We start from the raw sequence: 18,876 nt of genomic DNA on the forward strand, positions 1-18,876 counted from the left end.
CCCCGAGGCCGCCCGCCGCCGTCACCACGTGTTCGTCTCCGCCGACCACCGCTTCAAGGCCGCGGCCCGCTTCCTCCAAGCCCTCTGGCGCGAGGACTGTGACCTGCCGATCGGCACTCATCTCGACCGCGCTAACCCGCACCGTGTCCGCCGCCTCGGCTCACGCATCTCCCTCGCCGCCGGCCGCACCGGCGCCAACTTCATGACGCCCGATATCGCCGCGGTGGCCGCCCGCGCGCTCGCCTACCGCGAACCTGGCGCTGCGTATGACGTCAGCCGCCTGCGAACCAACCTGCTGTCCTCGCAGCCGCTGGCCTTCAACCTGTTCGGCCCACTCGCCGCCGACTCCGCGCTCGCCACCCGCTTCATGGCCGAACTGTTCCCCGGAGTACTGACCTCGGTCACGGACATCCTGTTCGAGCACTCGCCGGGCCGCGGCGATCCACGCTTCACCGCCGACCGAACCGCGTTCGACATCGTCCTCCGTGGCATCACCCCCACCGGCGCCCGGGCGCTGATTTGCATAGAGATGAAGTACAGCGAAGCCGGCTATGAACCTGCCCCACCGCCCCACCCGCGGCACACGGAGATCGCGCATACGACCCCGGGCCTGTTCATCGCGCCCGACGACCCGACCCTGACCGGCCCAGCCTGCCAGCAGCTCTATCGCCAGCACTCCCTCACAGCCGCCATGCTCGCTGCCGGCCTCGCGGACACAGCCACGCTCGCGTTCATAGCCCCCGCGCACAACCAACTCGCACACGCCGCCGCGGCAACTTACAAGCGCCAGCTCTCGGACCCGGCCGCCGGCCCGATCCCGTTCATCCCGCTGACGCTGGAGCACGCGTTCACCGCCATGGCCGCCGCCGGCCTGCCGGCACAAGCCGTGGCGCTTCATCGACGTTATACGGACTGGTGGCTGCTCGACGGCGAGCTCGAACTCGCGATGGGAGCCGCCGCATTCGTACCCGCTGCTGAGGCATTGGCAGCACCCACGCACATGCAGACCGTCGACACCACCAGCGCGACCAAGCCGGTCAACCGTTCACGATCGCAGCGCACGCGGCCCGCGACCCGGACTGCTGCTTGACGGGACGATAAAGAAGCTACGATCCGAGTCGGCGGCAATCACATGCTGCCGGCTCGAACCCGTCTCTGACGCAACTTCACACCGCCGCGGACGCGTGAGAAACACCAGCTCACCCACGCAGGCACATCTCTGATTTTGCCCGCTTCGTACACCGTGCAAGTGTTTGAAAATTGAGAGGTTCGAGTGGCCCAGTTCTGCACACAAGCGGCCTTATCCGCGACCGGCGAACTGTAGCTCAGCCCCGCCGTGACAGCCGCCCATTTCGCGACGACACCATCGCCGCCGCCGGCAGCCGCCTGATCCACGTTCAGGTGACGACAGCTAGGCCAACCCAAGCTTCCCATGCGCCTCGGCGGGCGTCATCTGCCGTATGGATTCTTCGGAAAAGCCAAGCTCACGAAGCGCCGCTCGCTGACGGTTCGTGATCATCAGCGACACCGCAGGAGACGTTGCAGACGCGGTGCCCATAGCGTTCAGCCCAGCGTCCTCGGCGCGACCGGCCGGGTCGAGGAACGCTGCCTCTTCCGCAGCCAGATTGAGGACCAACCGAAGATAGTCGTCAGTTCCCGCCATTCACGACCCTCATTGCTTCTATGCCGACCTGAGGAGTGCGCCGGATCAGCCTCGGGACGGCGGTACCGCCCGCTCTGACGAAGCAGTAGGCTATAGCCGTCGGGGCTGTTCCATCAGGGCTATGTCTTGCCTACCGTCGCCCCGAGTGGAAACGGTGACGCCAGCCCTCATCCAGCCTGCGTTCCTCCGCGCTCTCCTCCGGGACAGCTTCCAGACGCAGGAGGATCATCGCAAAGTTGTTCAGCTGAAGGTACACCTGCTCGTAGAGGGACGGCGCGCGGAGGTCGCGCTTCACGTCGATCCAGAGATCGGAGCTACACGCGGCGATGTCGCTCGCGATGTTCGGCTGATGTGGACCACTGTGATAGAGCGAGCCTGTCGGGACCGGGCTGCCGACCGCGGAGATGATGGCCGGAAAGGAGAGGCTGCGGTAGCACCGCTGCACCCGGCCATTGCCCGCCACGACGATGGCGATCCTCTCGGGTTGGTATTGCACGTAGGCTCGAGCCGCCGCCTCCTTGCCGACCGCGAAGTCGCGCGCGAGCATGAGAACGTGCTGCAGATTGGGCTCGCGAAAGGCCGCCATGGCTCCCCGCAGCAGGTGCGGGGGCATCAACATGAGAGTGGCGAAGCGATTGGCCTCGACCTCCCTGCGCTGCCGCTGATCACCCTCCTTCGCTGTGACGCGGAGAAGGTCAGAGCTCTTGCACATGAACCGGCCGGATTGATCCGGGACGTGGTGCGCCATCAGGAAGTGGGCGAGTTCATGCGCGATGGTGAAGCGGCGACGCGGTTCGCCCCCGCGCTTGACGAGGATGGTGCCTTCGGACCGCTTCGCGTCGGTAACGAGGCCACCCTCGAACTCGTCGGTGTCGAGGTCCTCTATTCCGAGAATGCCAAGGCGCGCGCACAGGTCTTGGATCGGCACGGGCACCGAAAGGTTCGGCTCAGCCTGTAGGATGCGTTTGACGAGCGCCTCCGGCGAGGCCGCGTCTACGAGGTCCATCCTGCTGATCGGCATCCGCGCAGCCCCATCCCGTCCCTACAGGCCGCCACCCACCCGCGATCCCAGGACGGGACTACAGGGAGTTCGTGCAGGCGGTAAGCCGAAGGACCGGTTTTGCGCCTGTCGGCTATCCGGCATGGCGTAAACTGGCCGAAAGCAGCCCAACCGCTTCAGAGAAGGTCGGTCGGAAAAGCGGCCATGCTGCTTACGACCCAACACAGTCGTAGGGACCGCCATCAGAGCTTCCCGAAAGCGGCCATTCGTCGGCCATCCGGCAACTTCGGCTTGGGGTGGAGAGCGGACCCCGGCTCTCCGCCCTGAAGCAGACGTTCCGGCTCAGACCCACCTCGTCGTAGCAGTCGGTTCAGTCCGGGCTCGGAAGTGGACATACGGATGTGGGCCTCTTCGAAGAGGCAGTCGGCGGCTGCACCCTTCCTATCGAACCGCTGCCAGTGGAGCCTAAAGCCATCCCAGCAGGTCGCGCGACGGGCGCCGCACGTCCGAACCTCGCATAAAGTGCCGGCAGCGGCACCGGCAGGTTCTTCAGTGCCTCGACGTCGCCGCGGATCGCATCGGAGATGGTCGTCAGGTAAGCCTGCGTCGTCCGAGCTCGGCGAGGGGCGTGCCGTGGCCTGAAATCGGCAAGGCTGGTAGGCCGGGACGTTCATTCGAGAAGGGTCACGCTGATTTCCGACGATGCATGGTCGACCGCACTGGGGTTGCTCGCGGTCCTGGTCCTCGTCTTTGCCAACGGGTTCTTCGTGGCAGCCGAGTTCGCCTTGGTCTCCGTGCGCCGCAGTCGGGTCGCCGAACTGGTCTCTGAGCGGCGAGCCAACGCCACCGCCCTGCAACGGGCCACTGACCGCCTCGACGCCTACCTTGCCGCTACCCAGTTCGGCATCACCCTCTCGTCCCTGGCGCTGGGCTGGATCGGGGAGCCGGCGCTGGCTCACCTGATCGAGCCGGCTCTGACCTGGCTGCCGATGTCGCTCGGAACGGCCCTGGCCCACACAGTGGCCGTGGTCGTCGCTTTCTCCATCATCACCTCCCTACACATCGTGCTCGGCGAGCTGGCCCCGAAGAGTTTGGCCCTCCAGCGCAGCGAGCGCACGGCGCTGGCCGTCGTCCGTCCGCTCGGCCTGTTCCTGCTCGTCTTCCGCCCGGCGATCGTGTTGCTCAACGGCCTCGGCAACGGCGTGCTTCGGCTCTTCGACCTCCAGGCCGGTCACGGCGAGGGCTCGCTGCATTCGACCGCTGAGCTCAACCTGCTCATCCAAGCGAGCCAGGAAGCCGGCCTGATCCGTGAGGTCCAACAGGAGGCGGTGGAGCGCATCTTCGCCATCGGCGAGCGCAAGGTCCGGGACATCATGACCCCGCGCCACGAGGTCTTCTGGATCGATGCCGACGACCCGCGGGACGTCGTGCTGAAGGCTGTGCGTGAATGCGATCACGCTCAGGTCGTCGTCAGCCGTGGCGACGTCGACGAGATCGTCGGGATCGTGCGCAAGCAGGATCTGCTCGACCAGGTGCTCGACGGCAAGGACATCGACGTTCTCGCGGCCACACAGCCGCCCATCGTCGTGCACGAGAGCATGACCATCCTTGCGGTGCTGGAGACTTTCCAGAGCCAACCGATGCGCATGGCTGTGGTCGTGGACGAGTACGGCAGCCTTGAGGGCATCGTCACCCAGACGGACCTGCTGGAGGCTATCGCCGGCGACATCCCGGAGGCCGGCGACGAACCGGACGTGGTTGAGCGCCCGGACGGCTCGCTGCTGATCGACGGCATGATGCCGGCCCGCGAGGCGCTCGAACGGCTCGGGCTGTCCGAGGACCCGACTTCAGACGACTTCAATACGCTGGCCGGCTACGTGATCTTTCAACTGGGTCGTATACCAGCCGCCGGAGACGCCTTCGAGGCCGGCGGTTGGCGTTTCGAGGTCGTCGACATGGACGGACGTCGGATCGACAAGGTCCTGGCAGTTAGGACAGCCTAATCATTGGGACGAGGGCCGAGCGCGGAGCTGACCTGGTTGGGTGACGGGTCAGGAATTTGCCAGCCGTAATGGGTCGGAGGCGACGCGTCGGCTTCAAGGCGAAGGGTTCAGGTTCGCTTACCATCCAAAGCAGCGGGTCGAGCTGGTGCGGTTTGGGTATGCCCATCGGAGCGACCGGCGGCAGTTCGCTATGGGTGCACCTTTAGCGAACCGCTGTCCGCGGCTGGTTCCGACCCAACCCAGCCGCTTAGTTCGGCATGGACGCTTCCCATACGCGGTCATTCGTCGGCCGTCCGGCAACTTCGCTATGTGTGGGAAGCGAACGCTGCGCAAACATCGGTCCTTCGTGCAACCGGTTTTATCAAACCTTATCGGGCTTCTGCATCGCGTGCGCGAGATACACGGGCTCGCCGGCCCCCTGCACGTTGCCGCTCATGCTCTGCAGTAGGGCAAGCACCTTCGCGCGGTCCTGTCTATCCTCAATTGTGAGCCAAAGGCGTAGCAATTCCAGGGTCTGACCCTCTTCACTGAGAGCCGGATCGAAGAAGGCTTCGAGAGGACGGCCTAGAGAGACCGCAAGACGATCAAGCATTGATGCTGCACGCTTACTGTCTTGACATGGAATGTAAAAGTCTGACACTGCAGCTCCAGAAAACCAACCTGGGTCATATTTAAGATCTGAGGATTTTATGCCGTACGATACGTCGTGGTCAATTAAACTGCGCAAAACCTACGATCAAAATGACGTGGGCTCCACGGACGACGTCAACGAGATGGCGGAGGCATGCCTCAAGGCGAATGAACTCGTGAAGGTTTACGGCACGCCCGAGATGCAGGCGATTATGCGCGTCCTCCTTTTCCAGATCGGGCAAGAAATCGCGCGCGAGCAGGCCGAGAGCCAAAAGAAGCGCAACGGCGAGTGATCGCACATAAGCGCTTTCGCTCCAGGGTAGGAGAGGTCCGCTAAGTATCGTGAGCAGGAACAACGGTAGTTTTTTCTTCTGCCAAATTCCGCCCGAAAGCGGACCATCGCAAATCTACCTGACCCGGACGTAGGTCATCCTCCACCAAGCTGCCGCGGAGCGGACCTTCCGAGGGTCCAAGTAGGGTCGGGAGCGGGCGCGACGGCAGTGTCTGCTCCTGCCAACACCCGCCCGGAAGCAGACCATCGCAAATCCACCCAACCCGGCTGTTCAAGGACGCCTGCCAACGCGACCGGAGCTGGCCGTAAGCGGAATGGCCGCTTCGGAGGAGGTGTGCTCGAAAAGCGGACAGGCTCCTACCGACCCAAGCCGGTCGGGCAGGCTCGTGTGACAGCCGCCGGAAAGCGGACCGCGGTATCTTTCGCCACGGATGGCAGCGATTGTGCCCATGCGATAGAGGGTGCTTTTGCAGGCGGCTTGCATTTTGGTCCCCTGGGCGGACGAGAACTTCATCGGGGAGGCGTGCTCGAACCGCCTCGGCTGGCTGTCTTGGCTTCGGCGGTCACCTGCCATGCCTCTTCAGCCACGCTTCCATGTCGGAGATCTCCGTGACCTGGTCGGCAATGATTTTCTTGGCCATCGCCCTGGTGGCGGGATCCCTGGCATGCTTCAGGGCGACCCTCGCCATGGCGACCGCGCCTTTGTGATGCGGGATCATGTGGGCGTAGAAGTCGACGTCGGGGTCGCCGATATAGGGAATGTCCATATCCTTCATCATCGCCGTGTCGGCGGCCTTGAATTCTCTGGTCGAGGCGTCGTCTTTCGCGTCTGACTTCGTCGAGCCCATCTCCATGCCGACCATTGAGCCGTGACCGTTCACGCCCTGCGCGAGGACTGGGCTAGCCACCCCGGTCCACAGCAGAGCGACAGCGAGAAGTGCGGGGTTGTGGGTCATGAGTTTTCCTCTCCGGGGTAGGAGCCACTCGAACTTACCGCTGTCGGTCGCGCCTTCCGGGCTGGCGAGTTGCACCGCGTCGTTCGACCTGTCGCCAAGTGCGGGGCATCGCCGGTTGCGTGGCTGCCGTCGGCCGGGTCCAGGGGCGCTTGAATGGGCCTGCCGCGTATTTCGAAGATGGGGCGTATTGACGTCGGTCGTCGCAAACGGCTTCCAATCCTCAATTAACAAAAGCGATGAATTCGGATTGCAGAGTTTTGTCGATCCTGTCCGTATTAGACGCAAGATGCTGAAAAACTGAATTTTAATTGCCGGACCAAAGCTGGTTCTCAAGGTGCGTAGCGCGTAAAGACAAAATCATGGTCTGACGATACGCGAGCATGGCATGGCGCGCAGGTAATCATTAGCTCTTCGCTCCGGTTGGGCTTGCCACCTTCGAATTGGCCGTACCCCCATCCGCCCGTATCGGCGAATTTCTTAGAGTCCTTGACGCTGAATTGCACGTTCGTCGGGGAGCCGGGAACGAACGATTGCGTTTGGCCGAAAACCGCGTCGTTTTCGGCGGACGACACATACTCCCACGCCAACCGCGCGATGATGGCGCCATCCGGGAATGGACGCGTCCCTTCCCGATATGCCTTGACCGCGATGTCGTTTCCAAGAACGGCACGAATGTCGTTGAGCTTACCCGCTTCGTGCGCCACGCTGATCAATTGCCAATTGCGGTACCCTGCAGGAAGTCTGATGCCGAAGATCGGAGCAGCATCGTCATCAGCACTTCCAGCCGCCAATGGAAGAAAGACCATGACGCAGCCGCCCATGATGTATGCACCGAGGCGAAGAAATGCCGTTCTCATGGTGTTCTCCCCCTGAACCCTATGCTGAACTATTTCTCGATTGACGCCGCTCCGGCGGTTGACGTCAGATCCGTGTGGCGGAGTCTTGAGGCCGCCATGCTCGACCTAAAGCGCTCCACGTGGTTTCGCCGGGTCGGTTCCGGAAGCCTGAAGCACGCAGGCCTCCACCAGCCGCGAGAGAGCCTCCGCGGCACGCCTCGGATTGCCGTCGGTCAAGCAGTGACGCTCCGCCAGCCACAGGGGGTCGTCGTAACCGACCCAAGTCCGATCCGCCGGATCACACCACACGAGGGCGCGTAAAGGCAGGTCAACGCCGATGGTCTGGTTTGCCTGCATCAGAGGCGTTCCGCCTTCCGCCCTGCCGAACACCAGCAATTGCGTCGGCCGCAGATTGAGCCCCGCCTGGGCCGCCGCGGCCGCATGATCCAGTCGGAGGAACACCGTCAGGCCGCGCTCCGCCACGGCGCCGACAAGGTTGTCCATGGTCTCGCCGGGCTGGAACCGGCTCTCATGCTCGATAAAACCGGCCGTCATGGGCGAGGCTCCCTGTCCCAGCGGGCCGCCACCTCGTCCATTTTGGCGGCCAGCTCGCTTGGGGTCAGGATGCCCTTCGCGAACAAAATATTGGCGAACGCGGCGATCCACCGCTCGTAGTAGCTGAGCGCACCGACCATCTCGGCTCCAAGCGCCTCGACACCCCTACGCTTCTCCTCGGTGTTGAGAATCTTGTAGAAGTCGAGCACGTCGGCGAGAGCGTGACACCGCTTCTCCCAAGGCTCAAGTTCGTGTTCGACCCGCTGGATGTGCCCACCGTCCAGGCCTCCGATGTCGTTCGGCAGCCGCTTCAGCAGCATCTCGGTCTGGGTCATCGGTCGGCTCCAGCAATTGGAAGCTTGACGGGCGCGACGCCGATCATCGTGTCGCGCGTGACAAGGGCAGCCAGTTCCTCCTCGCCCCAGCCTTCCGTTTCTGCCGGTCGCCGCGGCAGGACGAGGTAGCGGACCATCGCGGTCGAGTCGCTCACCCGGATCTCGACGTCGTCAGGGATGATGGTGCCGAACTCTGCCAAAACCGCGCGCGGCTCGCTCACGGCACGGGACCGGAAAGGTTTCAGCTTGTACCAGTCGGGTGGAAGTCCAAGAACGGGCCGAGGATAGCACGAACACAGCGTGCAGACGATCAGGTTATGCACCTGGTCGGTGTTCTCCAGCACGATAAGCCCGGTGTCGTCGTAGAAGCTGATTCCGAGCTCCTCGCAGGCGGCTCGGCCGTCGGCGAGGAGACGTTCCTTGAAGTCGGGGTCGACCCAAGCCCGCGCGACAACCTTGGCGCCGAGAGCGGGGGTGCGCGAGTCCAGGACTTCGATCTGTCTCCGGATCTCGTCCGCGCCGATGAGGCGATGCTCGATCAGGAGTTCCCGCACCGCGGTCTCCATAATCTCGTAGTAGCCGGGTCGTCCCGTGTGGACGATCTCCGAATGGGGGTGATCATGCCCGTGATGATCAACGTTCGGATCCCCGTGCGCGCTCATTCCCCCATCCTCTCAAGCCAGGTCTCGAACACTTCGATGTGCAGGCTGTCGCGCGACGAAGCCGCATAATCGGGCCAGAGCTGCGCCATCGCGAAGGCGACGCGGTAGTAGTGCAGCCTCGAACCGGCGTTGCGCCCGTACGCTTCCTCCTCGTTGTCGATGCCGGCCGGTTCGATGACCTTCTCGATCACACCTTCACGACCACGCAGGTACAGCGGCACGCGATAGTGCCCGACCGGAGAGCGCTTCGCGATCCTGACACCCTCGCCAACCTTGAAGCTGGGCGTCTCACCCAAAGCCCATACGATGCTCTGGTCCCGCTCAGTAGCTGTCATCCCTGGCGTCCGCTCGGTCGGCATCTTCTGAAAGGTAGCGGTAGCCAGCGCCGTCCCGCTCGGCGAAACCCACGCCGGGATAGGGCCAGTGATAGCCTAGAAGCATCGCGTGCTCACTCGCCGCGCGGTCCAGCAGGCGTTCGCGGCTGGCGATGGCCTGCCCGTCGTCGGCGTCGAAGCCGAACGTCCACCTGGGATTTGGGAAGAACACGGATGGCGTCGTGACGACGTCGCCGGCGATTATCAGCCCGTCTCCTCCGGCCACCTCGAAGGAGAGGTGGCCCGGCGTGTGACCCGGGGTCGCCATGGCTCGGATCCCGGAAATCACCTCGTCTCCGGGGCGCACCATCGTAACCCGGTCGCGTACGGCTGCGTACTGGCGACGGGCCCCGATCGCGAACGGCCGCTGAGCGTCAGGAAGCTTCGTCCAGACGTCGTCGTGGTTCCAGAAGTCCCACTCGGTCGCGCCGGCATAGTAGGTGGCATTGGGGAAGCGCAGAGCACCGTCTGCCAGGACGGTCCCCCAGATGTGATCCGGGTGACCGTGGGTGAGGACCACCTTCGTAATGCTGCCGGCGTCGATGCCCGAGGCCGCGAGGTGCCGAGAGAGTTGCCCGAGACCCGGCTGGAACCCCACTCCGCCGGTATCGAACAGGATCAGCTCCTCACCGGTGCGGACTAGGGGGATGTTGGCCGCCGGCTCGTAGATTTCCGAGCGGATACCGGCGCCCTCCAATGCCGCGCTTCGGTCTGCCGCCGGCGCTTCAGGGGCCAGCAGTGTCGTAGGCAGTACCAGATGCCCATCGCTGAGGACCGTGACTTCGTAGGAGCCATGCCTGAAACGATAAGGCGCTCGCCTCGCCACTTCCGAGTGAGCGCGCTGTTCGGGAGTAACTGCGGAGTGCACGGACCGGCCGTCCGTAGTGTCCTCCTGCCCAGTCATACCGCGGTCCCCGATCCCGGGCCACGAACGTGGCTGGCGCTGGCTCCGGGCGATCCAGGCTGCCTTGTTCGACCCTGCGCCTCGGCACAGATCCGGTCGCGGAGCTCCGGGTCGTCGGCAATCTCAGCGCTGGTAAAGCGCGGCGTGATGTGTTGCGGGCAGTTCCAATCGAACGCCTCGACCCTGATCAGAAATGCACGTTCGATCACGGCCCGGTAGCCAGGCGGCGCGAGACGGTCGACCTGTTCGGAAAAGTCGGTCCTCTCGACGCCCCGCATGCGGCCGAACAGTTTCAGGCGGCGCCGGCTTGGATAGTCCATTAGGAACAGCGAGACACGGTCGTCGACGGCGACATTTCCGGTCGTCACGTACTGCCGATTGCCACGGTAATCGGCGAACCCCAGGTCAGCCTCGCCGAGGACCCTCAGAAAGCCCGGCGGACCGCCGCGGAACTGCACGTAAGGCCAGCCGGTCTGCGAGACTGTCGCGATGTAGAAGCCGTCGCGTGCCGCGATGAACGCGCGCTCGCCGGGACCGAGCCGCGCGCCGGGCTCATCGAGCGCGTCGTACCGCGCGTAGAGATTTCGGCTTCCCTGCGCCTCTTGAACCGCTTTCACCGACTGCGTGAAGGCGATATCGGAGTACCTGCGGCCCATATTGCCTCCTCCCCGTCAAATCGTCCTCGCTTGGATCCTCTGGCGCTGTCGCCGACTCGGATTTCAATTTGGCCGTACTCGCTCAGACACCTTCGTGAACGAGGCGGGTGAATAGCGTTGGCGTGATGACGAATTGGCCCCAGACTTCGTCGAAGGCTGCCGTGGGTCTCGCCGCCACGATTTCTTCCAGTGATCTTCCCTGCGCCTTCAGTGCGGCGACCTTGTCCCGCACCGTGACGAGCATGTCGTGGAACCGCTGCAGCCCCGCGCGGTCGCTGACTGGAAAGCCGTGGCCGGGGATGACGATGGTGCTTTCGGTCGCCTGGGCAAGATTGGCTTCCGCAGCACGGATGCTCCCGTCGATGCTACCGCCGGTCGAATAGTCGATGAAGGGGTAGACACCGTTCCAGTACGTGTCGGCGACATGCAGGACCTCGGGCTCCTCGAAGTGAACCGAGATGTCGCTGTCCGTGTGGGCGGGCCCATAGTAGCGCAATGCCAGCGTGGTACCGTCGAGGCTCAGGCGGTGATCTGTTGCGAACACCTCGGTCGGCAGTGCCGCTTCCGGAAGCTGCACGAAGTCGTAGTCCCAGTCCTCGACGCGCTGCGTGGTCGAGAGGTGCCGGCGCGTGTTCTCATGGGCGATGATTGTCGGGGACAGCTCGTGCAGCCAAGCGTTCCCGTCGGCGTGATCGAAGTGCCAATGCGTGTTGATCAGATGCGTGACCGGTTCGGGGCCGAGCGTCGCGAGCGCTGAGGCGACCTGCGGGCGCGACACGGCGATGCCGGCGTCGACGAGAATCTTACCGGCGCGGCCCGCCAGAACCGCGATGTTGCCGCCAGATCCTTCCAAGACCGCGATGTTGCCGCGGAGATGGTGGACCTTGATGGCAGCCTTCGCCGCCTCGAACTTGATCGTCTCGACGATACCGCGCGCTTTAGCGAAGGATTGTCTCGGGGAGAGCCACGTTCCGTTCGCCCCGAATGTCGTATCCGGCGTGCCACAGAGGCAGAGGCCTCTGTGGGAGAGCTGAAACTGAGATGACGGCATCACACGGCTCTCCTTCTGGCGGGCGGGCCGCTATGACGCCGACAGGAAGTCGCGAAGATCCGCGTTAACGCGGTCCTTGTGGGTGGTGCACAATCCGTGTGGGGCGCCCTCGTAGACCAGGAGCTTCGCATCCTTGATCATCTTCGAGGACCGTCGCGCCGAGGCATCAATCGGCACGATCTGATCGTCGTCGCCATGAAGTACCAGCGTCGGAACATCGAAGCGAGTGAGATCTTGCGTAAGGTCCGTCTCTGAGAACGCCCTGATGCAGAAGTACGAAGCGGGGAAGCCTGCCATCATGCCCTGCAGCCAGAACGCCTCACGCACGCCCTCCGAAATGGCTGCACCGGGGCGGTTGTAGCCGTAGAATGGCATGCTCAGATCCTTCCAGAACTGCGACCGGTCGGCCTGCACAGCGGAGCGGAGGACGTCGAACGCCTCGATGGGCGTCCCGTCTAGATTGTCGACGCTCCTGAGCATCATTGGCGGGATGGCGCCGATCAGAACGGCCTTCGCGACCCGCTCCGTGCCGTGCCTGCCGATGTAGCGGGCAACTTCGCCCCCTCCCGTCGAGTGGCCGACATGCATGACCTCCCGAAGGTCGAGAGCCCTGACCAGCGCGGCTAGGTCGTCCGCGTAGGTATCGAGGTCGTTGCCGGTCCAGGGTTGGCTGGAGCGGCCGTGCCCCCGCCTGTCATGCGCGATGCAGCGGTACCCCTGGCTGGCGAGGAAGAACATCTGATCCTCGAAGGCGTCGGCGCTGAGAGGCCAGCCGTGGCTGAAGACCACGGGTTGCCCCTCGCCCCAGTCCTTGAAGTAGATCTCGGTGCCGTCTTCGACCTTGATCGTGCCCATGCGCCGCCCCCTCGCGTGCCAACTGCACCTCAGCGGCCGGCGACGTTACGGTCGAGGAAGTCCCGAATCATGGGCGCCATGACGTCGAGTTTGTCTTCAAGGGCGAAATGCCCGGTATCCAGCAGATGCAGCTCGGCGTCGGGCAGGTCTCGCAGATACGGGTGTGCGCCGTCGGCCGGGAAGATTGTATCGTTCCGGCCCCAGACGATCAGCGTCGGCGGCTTGCGCTCGCGGAAGAAGGCCTGGAATTGCGGGTAGAGTGGTACGTTGGTGCCGTAGTCGCGGAAGAGGTCGAGCTGAATATCCTTGTTGCCCGGCCTGTCGAGAAGCACCTGATCGTGCAGCCAGTTGTCCGGATCGATCCGGGTCACGTCGGCGACGCCGTCGACGTACTGAAACTTCGTCGTTTCCGGCGCGACGAGGAAGGCGAGAGCGTCACGCCGTTCCGGGGTATCCTCGCGCCAGTAGGCCTTGATCGGATCCCAGAATTCCTTCAGCCCCTCCTCGTAAGCGTTGCCGTTCTGGACGACCAGCGCGCTGACACGTTCGGGATGCTTGAGGGCGAGCCGATAGCCGACCGGGGCACCGTAATCCATCACGTACATCGCGTAACGGCCCGCCCCCAGTTGGGAGAGAAGCCCATCGACGAGGTCGGCGTAGTGCGCGAACGTGTATGCGAACGTCCGATGATCAGGAGCATCGCTGCCGCCGAAGCCCGGATAGTCTGGTGCGATGACGCGGTAGCGGTTCGCGAGGAGCGGGATCAGGTTGCGAAACATGTGTGACGAGGTCGGGAAGCCGTGCAACAGCAACACGACCGGTGCGCCCGCCGGGCCGGCTTCTCGGTAGAAGACGTTCACGTCGTCGACCTTGGCGGTGCGGTAATGGGTGACCGGAATGCTGGCGGGATCAGTCACGTAGCCACCTTCGCATCGAACCACTCAATCGAAGTTAGCGTATTGTGATCGACCGCAGAATGCCTAAGCTGCGAAATCCTTGATTTCGCGGGGCGGAACAATGATTGACCGTCTCGATGCAATGCGGGTGTTCGTCACCGCCCTGGACGAAGGCAGCCTCGCCTCCGCCGGCCGACGCCTCAATCGCTCGCCGGCGGCCGTGACGCGGGCCATCGCCGCCCTTGAGAGTCACGTCGGAGTTCAGCTCCTGCACCGGACGACCCGACGGCTGCAGTTGACCGAGGCTGGCAAGCAGTACGCCGCCGTCTGCCGCAGGGTGCTGACGGACTTAGGTGAAGCCGACCTCGCCGTTGCCGGACATCGGGCTGCCCCGCAGGGCGTCCTGACCGTCACCGCCCCCGTGATGTTCGGGACACGTGTCCTGCGCCCGGTCGTGGGTGAGTTCCTAAAGGCATATCCCGCGATGCAGGTCCGATACCTGCTGCTCAATCGGATGACGAGCCTCCTCGATGAGGGCATCGACGTCGCGCTCCGGATCGCCCCGCTGCAGGATTCCAACTTGATAGCGATACGCATCGGCGAGGTGCGCCGCGTTCTGTGTGCATCGCCCGACTACCTGGCTGGCCGGCCGCCGATCATGTCCCTATCCGATCTGGCGCAGCACGACGCCATCGGCATCGAGCCCACGAGCCCGGAGGATATATGGAGCTTCCCCCCCTTGGATGGAGGCAGGGTTTCCCGCACGGTCCGGGTCAAGCCGCGCCTGATGGTCAACACCGACGAGGCCGCCGTCAGCGCGGCGGTCGACGGTGAGGGCATCGCCCGGATCTTCTCCTACAAGATCCAGCAGGAAGTCTTCGGCGGCAGCTTGGTCGTCCTACTTCCCGAGGACGAGCCGCCTCCCGTGCCCGTACATCTGGTCACGCTACCTGATCGGCTGTCGCTCGCTAAAGTGCGGACCTTCATGGACTTCGCCGCCGTTCGCCTCAGGGCCGACTTCGACCGCACCCCGCCGCAACCCGAGGACCGACGTTCCTCCCGGGAACGGCTCGACGCCGAGGTCTCGCGCCAGCGATTGACGCCGAACCGGAATGGCGCCGGCCGGCTATCGGGAAGTCCGTGACCGGTCGATGCGTGGATTTTGCGGCGTGCCGCCCATTCACCGCCTCAATCGCGGGTCGTCCTGATTGACGCGGCTGCGCAGCGTGAAGACCCCGCTTCCGGACAGGATGGCACTCCGGGCGAGGAGACGGCCGCTCTGCCAGTTCGACAGCCCGAGCTCGGGCTGGTTTAGGGCATATTGCCCGTCGACCCATCGGGTGAACCCGTCGCTTACGAAGGGCGCGTTCACCGTGTCATAGAGGCGCCGATGCGCCTCCGGGTCCCGACTGATCAACGATGCGGCGAAACGCGGGCTGTGGCGATTAAACAGCGCGACCGCGTGATCGAGATCATCCACGATCTTCAGGCTGACCTCGGGCGTGTCTTCCCATTCCCACTCGTAGCCGAGATCGTCCTCGGATTGGATCTCCGTCAGCGGTTCGGTGCGTTCGCCTTCGGCGCGCCGGACCCGGACGGCGGCGCTGCGCCAGGCGTCCGGCAGGACGGTCTCGTCGCCTGCCACCACATGAAGCTTGCACCCGAAGCCGCGTGCGCGGCCGGCGGCGTCCAGGGCCGACAGGAAAACCGGCACGAGATCCGCCACCCGGGCGCGATGGATGCAGCACACGTTCAGCGTGTTGCAGACCTTTCGGTCCAACGAGGCTTCGACAGCCGCGGAGAAGCGCTCCGCGTCCGCATCGCGGTCGGCCACCATCCACGCTCCGCCGGTTCCGTGCAGGCTGACCGCCGTGCCGGCCTGCCGGGCGACGCTCCCGAGCTGAGCCACCGCCCGACCCGACCCACGTGCTACCGCCAGCGAGAGCCGGCGGTCCGCAAAGAGCGCCCAACCGGTCGACCGTTCCGGGCTCTCGACGAGCGAGATGGCTCCGGGTGGTAAGCCGGCCTCATCGAGCGCGGGCACGAGGGCGTGCCGCATGATGGCCTGTGCGGTGCCGAGTGCGTCGCTGCCGATGCGGAAGACGGCCGTGTTGCCGCTGCGCAGGACGCCCGCTGCATCGGCGAGCACGTTCGGGCGTCCCTCGAAGACGAAGCCGACTACCCCGAGCGGTGCCGCCACCTGCTCGATGGTCCAGCCGGTATGGACGATGCGTTCGACGACCCGACCGCGCAGCGTCTCGCTGTCACGCCACGCCCGCAGGCCCGCGACCATGTCCTGCCGCATCCGGTCGGTGGCGACGAGCCGGGTCGTCGAACGGCCACCGCCCTGGGCGCGCTCGACATCCTGCCGGTTCGCCTCGGCGATGGCACTCCAAGCCGAAGGGTCTTCGAGGAGCGCGGCGAAACGGTCGAAGAACCGCTCGATTGCCTGATCCGGAATGGCCGACATCGCCATGAAGGCGGCATGCGCACGGTCCACTGCGGCGGCGGCCAATGCGATCTGAGCCGCGGGGATATGCAGGAGGTCTCCGGTCTCCTGCAGGACCAGCAGATGGTCGCCGGGCTGAAAGGCAGCCGCAAGCTCCGGCGTGACCACGGTCACGCGGTCCCCGCCGAAAGGCACAGGCGTTCCCGATACGAGGCGCTCGATGGTGGTCGTCATGGGAGCGGGCATAGGGCGATCTCGGTGTGGAAACCAAGCCGTGTCGTCGTGGAAAACGACCACCCAATAGAGCGGTGTGGCCACGGTGGGCGCGCCAAGGGCCTCTCTTCCGATCCGAGGGGATCCGGCCGACGGGATGAGCACGGCGCCGGCCTCACCTTCCCTGGAAGGCGGTGACCCAACTGCAGCAAACGTCTCGCCGAGACCCGCGCGCTCATGGCTTTGACCGGCGAGATTGCTGACGGGACGCGCCTTTGGCGCGAGCCGCAATCGAGCGTCCCGCTTCGTCGCGACCGGACTGTTCGAGACCCGTGATCAGGATATCGACTAGACGCATGGCCGACTGCCTCCGGTCCGGGCCGGAGCTGATGTTGGCTACGCTGGCCACCGCCCGCAGCAGGTCGAGCGGCTCCATGCCGAGTTGGATCTCGCCCGCGGCGACCGCGCGGTCGCACAACATGGCCATGGACTGCTTAATCTGGGCGCCGGACGCGGCATACAGGCCGGCCGGTCCGTCCGTCATCGCATTGAGGGCCTCCGACATGCCTTGCTTGGTCGCCATGTAGTCGACGAACACCAGCATCCATTCCCGCAAGGCCTCAGTCGGGGAACGGGTGGCTGTGAGCCGCTCCGCGGCCTCGGCGAGATGGGCTGTCTCATTCCTGTAGACCGCCTCGATCAGGGCGTCGCGGGTCGGGAAGTGGCGGTAGAGCGTGCCGACACCCACGCCTGCCGCGCGCGCGATCTCCTCCAGGCCTGCGGACGCGCCCTTCTCGGCGAAGGTCGCCTTGGCCGTGTCGAGTAGCCGGGCGCGATTGCGCTGGGCGTCGGCACGCGGCCTGCGGGCTGGCGGACGAGGCTCCTCTTCGTCCACGGGCGAACCCCTCTTGCTAAACGGAGGATCCCTCCGTATTTAAACGGAGGGATCCTCCTCTTACCGATTTAAATGCCGGCGAACAATGGCTTCGCGGGCGACGGGCGAGGTGTGTCCACCGGCAAGGAGAGCAACATGGCCGCATCATTCGGGGCGACCTCGACCACCGACGAGGTGCTCGCGGGCGTCGAACTCAACGGAAAGCGCGTGCTCGTCACCGGCGTGTCGGCGGGGCTTGGCGTGGAGACGGCCCGCGCCCTCGCCGCGCACGGGGCGCAGGTCGTCGGTACGGCGCGGGATCTCGCCAAGGCCGAGGCGGCGACTGCCATAGTCCGCGATCAGGCAGCGCATGGCGGAAGTCTCGAACTGGTCGCGCTCGACCTCGCCTCGCTGGCGAGCGTGCGTGCCTGCGCCGACGCGCTGCTGGCGGACGGCAGACCGTTCGACGTCGTCATCGCCAACGCTGGCGTCATGGCCACGCCGCTGGGTCGAACGGCCGACGGTTTCGAGACGCAGTTCGGCACGAACCATCTCGGCCACTTCGTCCTCGTGAACCGGATCGCGTCCTCGATCCGGGACGGCGGTCGGCTGGTCATGGTCGCCTCGGCCGGTCATCGCTACGCGGAGCCGGATCTCGACGACCCGGGCTTCGAGCACGCGCCCTACGACCCGATGGTCGCGTACGGGCGCTCGAAGACGGCCAACATCCAGTTCGCCGTGGAGTTCGACCGGCGGCACAGGACGCGCGGCGTGCGGGCGACGGCCCTGCACCCCGGCGGCATCCAGACCGAGCTCGGCCGGCATGTAGGCCAGGGCGCCGTCGCCCAGTCGGTCGAGCGGATCAACGCCGACCTCGCTGCGGCCGGCAAGCCGGCTTTTGCGTGGAAGACCATCCCCCAAGGGGCTGCCACGTCGGTTTGGGCGGCCTTCGTGGCGTCGGCGGAGGCAGTCGGCGGCCGCTATTGCGAGAACTGCCACGTGTCCGAGATCACCGACGGGCTGATCACCCCCGTCAGCGAGGGCGTGCGCTCCTACGCGCTGGATCCCGAACGCTCGCGCGCGCTCTGGGCGAGGAGCGAGGACTTGGTGGACGAGCGTTTCTGACATTGCAACTAGGCAACTTCGAGCCAGACCTAGCCGAAGATCGGATGTCCGCATTGCTGCGCTTACCGCTCAAAAGCAGACCGTCTTAAATCCTGAAGAGTTTCGGGCGCCGTGAGGCGTACGAAAGTCGTGGATGAACGAACCCGCGGGATGGCGGTCACTGAGCTATGGGGATTTGGGCTGAGCGTGGCCCCCGTTGGGGTAGCTACAACGGGTCGGCTCCGGTGTTTGCGGGCCTGAAGGCTCCCGGACTGCCTGGTTACGAGGGCCCGGTGAGGCGGACCCGAGGTCGACGACCTCGTTGGCCAAGCTGATCCCTGCGGTCGGCACAAGCTGAGGCCCGCCCCGAAGTGCACCTCTTCGGGTCTTTGGCGGCGTCAGGCCATGCCGGGTCATGGCGAACCTGCCCGGTTCGACGTGGAGCGGAACGGCGGCCCACGGGGCTGATACCAGCCCGCGAAGGAGCCGACGATCGTCATGGGACCGCCGCAGCAGGGGCAAGGCTGCCGGGCGGGGACGTCGCTATTCTGCGGATCGGGTGCGTCGG

General features: G+C 65.0%; 20 protein-coding genes. 5 read left to right on the top strand and 15 right to left on the bottom strand.

Annotated features, from left to right (window positions below):
* Nucleotides 1–1,090: hypothetical protein (locus tag FV233_RS22375; RefSeq protein WP_147898816.1), on the top strand; the 1,090-nt coding region annotated here is incomplete at its 5' end.
* A 321-nt stretch (nucleotides 1,091–1,411) separates the two neighbouring features.
* Here the strand turns inward: FV233_RS22375 and FV233_RS22380 are convergent.
* A complete protein-coding gene (locus FV233_RS22380; RefSeq protein ID WP_147898817.1) occupies nucleotides 1,412–1,663 on the bottom strand; it encodes a hypothetical protein in 252 nt (83 codons plus the stop codon).
* A 130-nt stretch (nucleotides 1,664–1,793) separates the two neighbouring features.
* Nucleotides 1,794–2,669 (bottom strand): ImmA/IrrE family metallo-endopeptidase, encoded by an 876-nt coding sequence (locus FV233_RS22385; protein ID WP_246690061.1) that lies wholly within the window; start codon nucleotides 2,667–2,669, stop codon nucleotides 1,794–1,796.
* 731 nt (nucleotides 2,670–3,400) lie between these two features.
* On the opposite strand from FV233_RS22385, the gene FV233_RS22390 reads away from it, so the two are divergent.
* Together FV233_RS22390 and FV233_RS22395 are read left to right on the top strand one after the other, a co-directional pair.
* Entirely contained in the window at nucleotides 3,401–4,666 is a 1,266-nt protein-coding gene (locus FV233_RS22390; RefSeq protein WP_246690063.1) for a hemolysin family protein, read from the top strand.
* A 689-nt stretch (nucleotides 4,667–5,355) separates the two neighbouring features.
* Nucleotides 5,356–5,589 carry a hypothetical protein gene (locus FV233_RS22395; protein ID WP_147898820.1) on the top strand — a complete coding sequence of 78 codons (234 nt, stop codon included), beginning with the start codon at nucleotides 5,356–5,358 and terminating at the stop codon, nucleotides 5,587–5,589.
* A 562-nt stretch (nucleotides 5,590–6,151) separates the two neighbouring features.
* Here the strand turns inward: FV233_RS22395 and FV233_RS22400 are convergent.
* From FV233_RS22400 to FV233_RS22450, 11 genes are all read right to left on the bottom strand, one after another.
* Nucleotides 6,152–6,544 (bottom strand): DUF305 domain-containing protein, encoded by a 393-nt coding sequence (locus FV233_RS22400; RefSeq protein WP_147852762.1) that lies wholly within the window; start codon nucleotides 6,542–6,544, stop codon nucleotides 6,152–6,154.
* Between the two features lie 329 nt (nucleotides 6,545–6,873).
* Nucleotides 6,874–7,401 carry a cytochrome P460 family protein gene (locus FV233_RS22405; protein WP_147852763.1) on the bottom strand — a complete coding sequence of 176 codons (528 nt, stop codon included), beginning with the start codon at nucleotides 7,399–7,401 and terminating at the stop codon, nucleotides 6,874–6,876.
* Between the two features lie 105 nt (nucleotides 7,402–7,506).
* A complete protein-coding gene (locus FV233_RS22410; RefSeq protein WP_147852764.1) occupies nucleotides 7,507–7,935 on the bottom strand; it encodes a DUF302 domain-containing protein in 429 nt (142 codons plus the stop codon).
* A complete protein-coding gene (locus FV233_RS22415) occupies nucleotides 7,932–8,270 on the bottom strand; it encodes an SH3-like domain-containing protein (protein WP_147898821.1) in 339 nt (112 codons plus the stop codon). The genes FV233_RS22410 and FV233_RS22415 overlap by 4 nt, the downstream gene beginning before the upstream one ends.
* Entirely contained in the window at nucleotides 8,267–8,932 is a 666-nt protein-coding gene (gene nthA / locus FV233_RS22420) for a nitrile hydratase subunit alpha (RefSeq protein WP_147852766.1), read from the bottom strand. Before nthA ends, FV233_RS22415 begins: the two co-directional genes overlap by 4 nt.
* Nucleotides 8,929–9,267 carry an SH3-like domain-containing protein gene (locus FV233_RS22425; protein WP_147852767.1) on the bottom strand — a complete coding sequence of 113 codons (339 nt, stop codon included), beginning with the start codon at nucleotides 9,265–9,267 and terminating at the stop codon, nucleotides 8,929–8,931. Before FV233_RS22425 ends, nthA begins: the two co-directional genes overlap by 4 nt.
* Nucleotides 9,254–10,003, bottom strand: coding sequence for an MBL fold metallo-hydrolase (locus FV233_RS22430; protein WP_187277570.1), 750 nt, complete (start codon nucleotides 10,001–10,003; stop codon nucleotides 9,254–9,256). The genes FV233_RS22425 and FV233_RS22430 overlap by 14 nt, the downstream gene beginning before the upstream one ends.
* Before the next feature lie 203 nt (nucleotides 10,004–10,206).
* Nucleotides 10,207–10,866 carry a pyridoxamine 5'-phosphate oxidase family protein gene (locus tag FV233_RS22435; RefSeq protein ID WP_147852769.1) on the bottom strand — a complete coding sequence of 220 codons (660 nt, stop codon included), beginning with the start codon at nucleotides 10,864–10,866 and terminating at the stop codon, nucleotides 10,207–10,209.
* A gap of 82 nt (nucleotides 10,867–10,948) precedes the next feature.
* Nucleotides 10,949–11,917, bottom strand: a complete 969-nt coding sequence (locus FV233_RS22440; protein ID WP_147898822.1) for an MBL fold metallo-hydrolase — start codon at nucleotides 11,915–11,917, stop codon at nucleotides 10,949–10,951.
* A 30-nt stretch (nucleotides 11,918–11,947) separates the two neighbouring features.
* A complete protein-coding gene (locus FV233_RS22445) occupies nucleotides 11,948–12,772 on the bottom strand; it encodes an alpha/beta hydrolase (RefSeq protein ID WP_147898823.1) in 825 nt (274 codons plus the stop codon).
* 29 nt (nucleotides 12,773–12,801) lie between these two features.
* On the bottom strand, nucleotides 12,802–13,689 hold the full coding sequence (locus FV233_RS22450) for an alpha/beta hydrolase (RefSeq protein ID WP_147898824.1): 888 nt from the start codon (nucleotides 13,687–13,689) through the stop codon (nucleotides 12,802–12,804).
* A gap of 100 nt (nucleotides 13,690–13,789) precedes the next feature.
* On the opposite strand from FV233_RS22450, the gene FV233_RS22455 reads away from it, so the two are divergent.
* Complete coding sequence (locus FV233_RS22455; protein WP_187277571.1) at nucleotides 13,790–14,812, top strand: LysR family transcriptional regulator; 1,023 nt, start codon at nucleotides 13,790–13,792, stop codon at nucleotides 14,810–14,812.
* 36 nt (nucleotides 14,813–14,848) lie between these two features.
* On the opposite strand, the gene FV233_RS22460 is transcribed toward FV233_RS22455, so the two are convergent.
* Both FV233_RS22460 and FV233_RS22465 read right to left on the bottom strand, forming a co-directional pair.
* Nucleotides 14,849–16,351, bottom strand: a complete 1,503-nt coding sequence (locus FV233_RS22460) for an aldehyde dehydrogenase family protein (protein WP_147898825.1) — start codon at nucleotides 16,349–16,351, stop codon at nucleotides 14,849–14,851.
* 214 nt (nucleotides 16,352–16,565) lie between these two features.
* A complete protein-coding gene (locus FV233_RS22465) occupies nucleotides 16,566–17,225 on the bottom strand; it encodes a TetR/AcrR family transcriptional regulator (protein WP_147898826.1) in 660 nt (219 codons plus the stop codon).
* A gap of 135 nt (nucleotides 17,226–17,360) precedes the next feature.
* Here FV233_RS22465 and FV233_RS22470 point away from each other — a divergent pair, with 135 nt between their 5' ends.
* Nucleotides 17,361–18,329 (top strand): SDR family NAD(P)-dependent oxidoreductase, encoded by a 969-nt coding sequence (locus FV233_RS22470; protein WP_147898827.1) that lies wholly within the window; start codon nucleotides 17,361–17,363, stop codon nucleotides 18,327–18,329.
* Nucleotides 18,330–18,876 lie beyond the last annotated feature (547 nt).

Origin of the sequence: Methylobacterium sp. WL7 (assembly GCF_008040085.1) — a bacterium.
GTDB classification, from domain to species: domain Bacteria; phylum Pseudomonadota; class Alphaproteobacteria; order Rhizobiales; family Beijerinckiaceae; genus Methylobacterium; species Methylobacterium mesophilicum.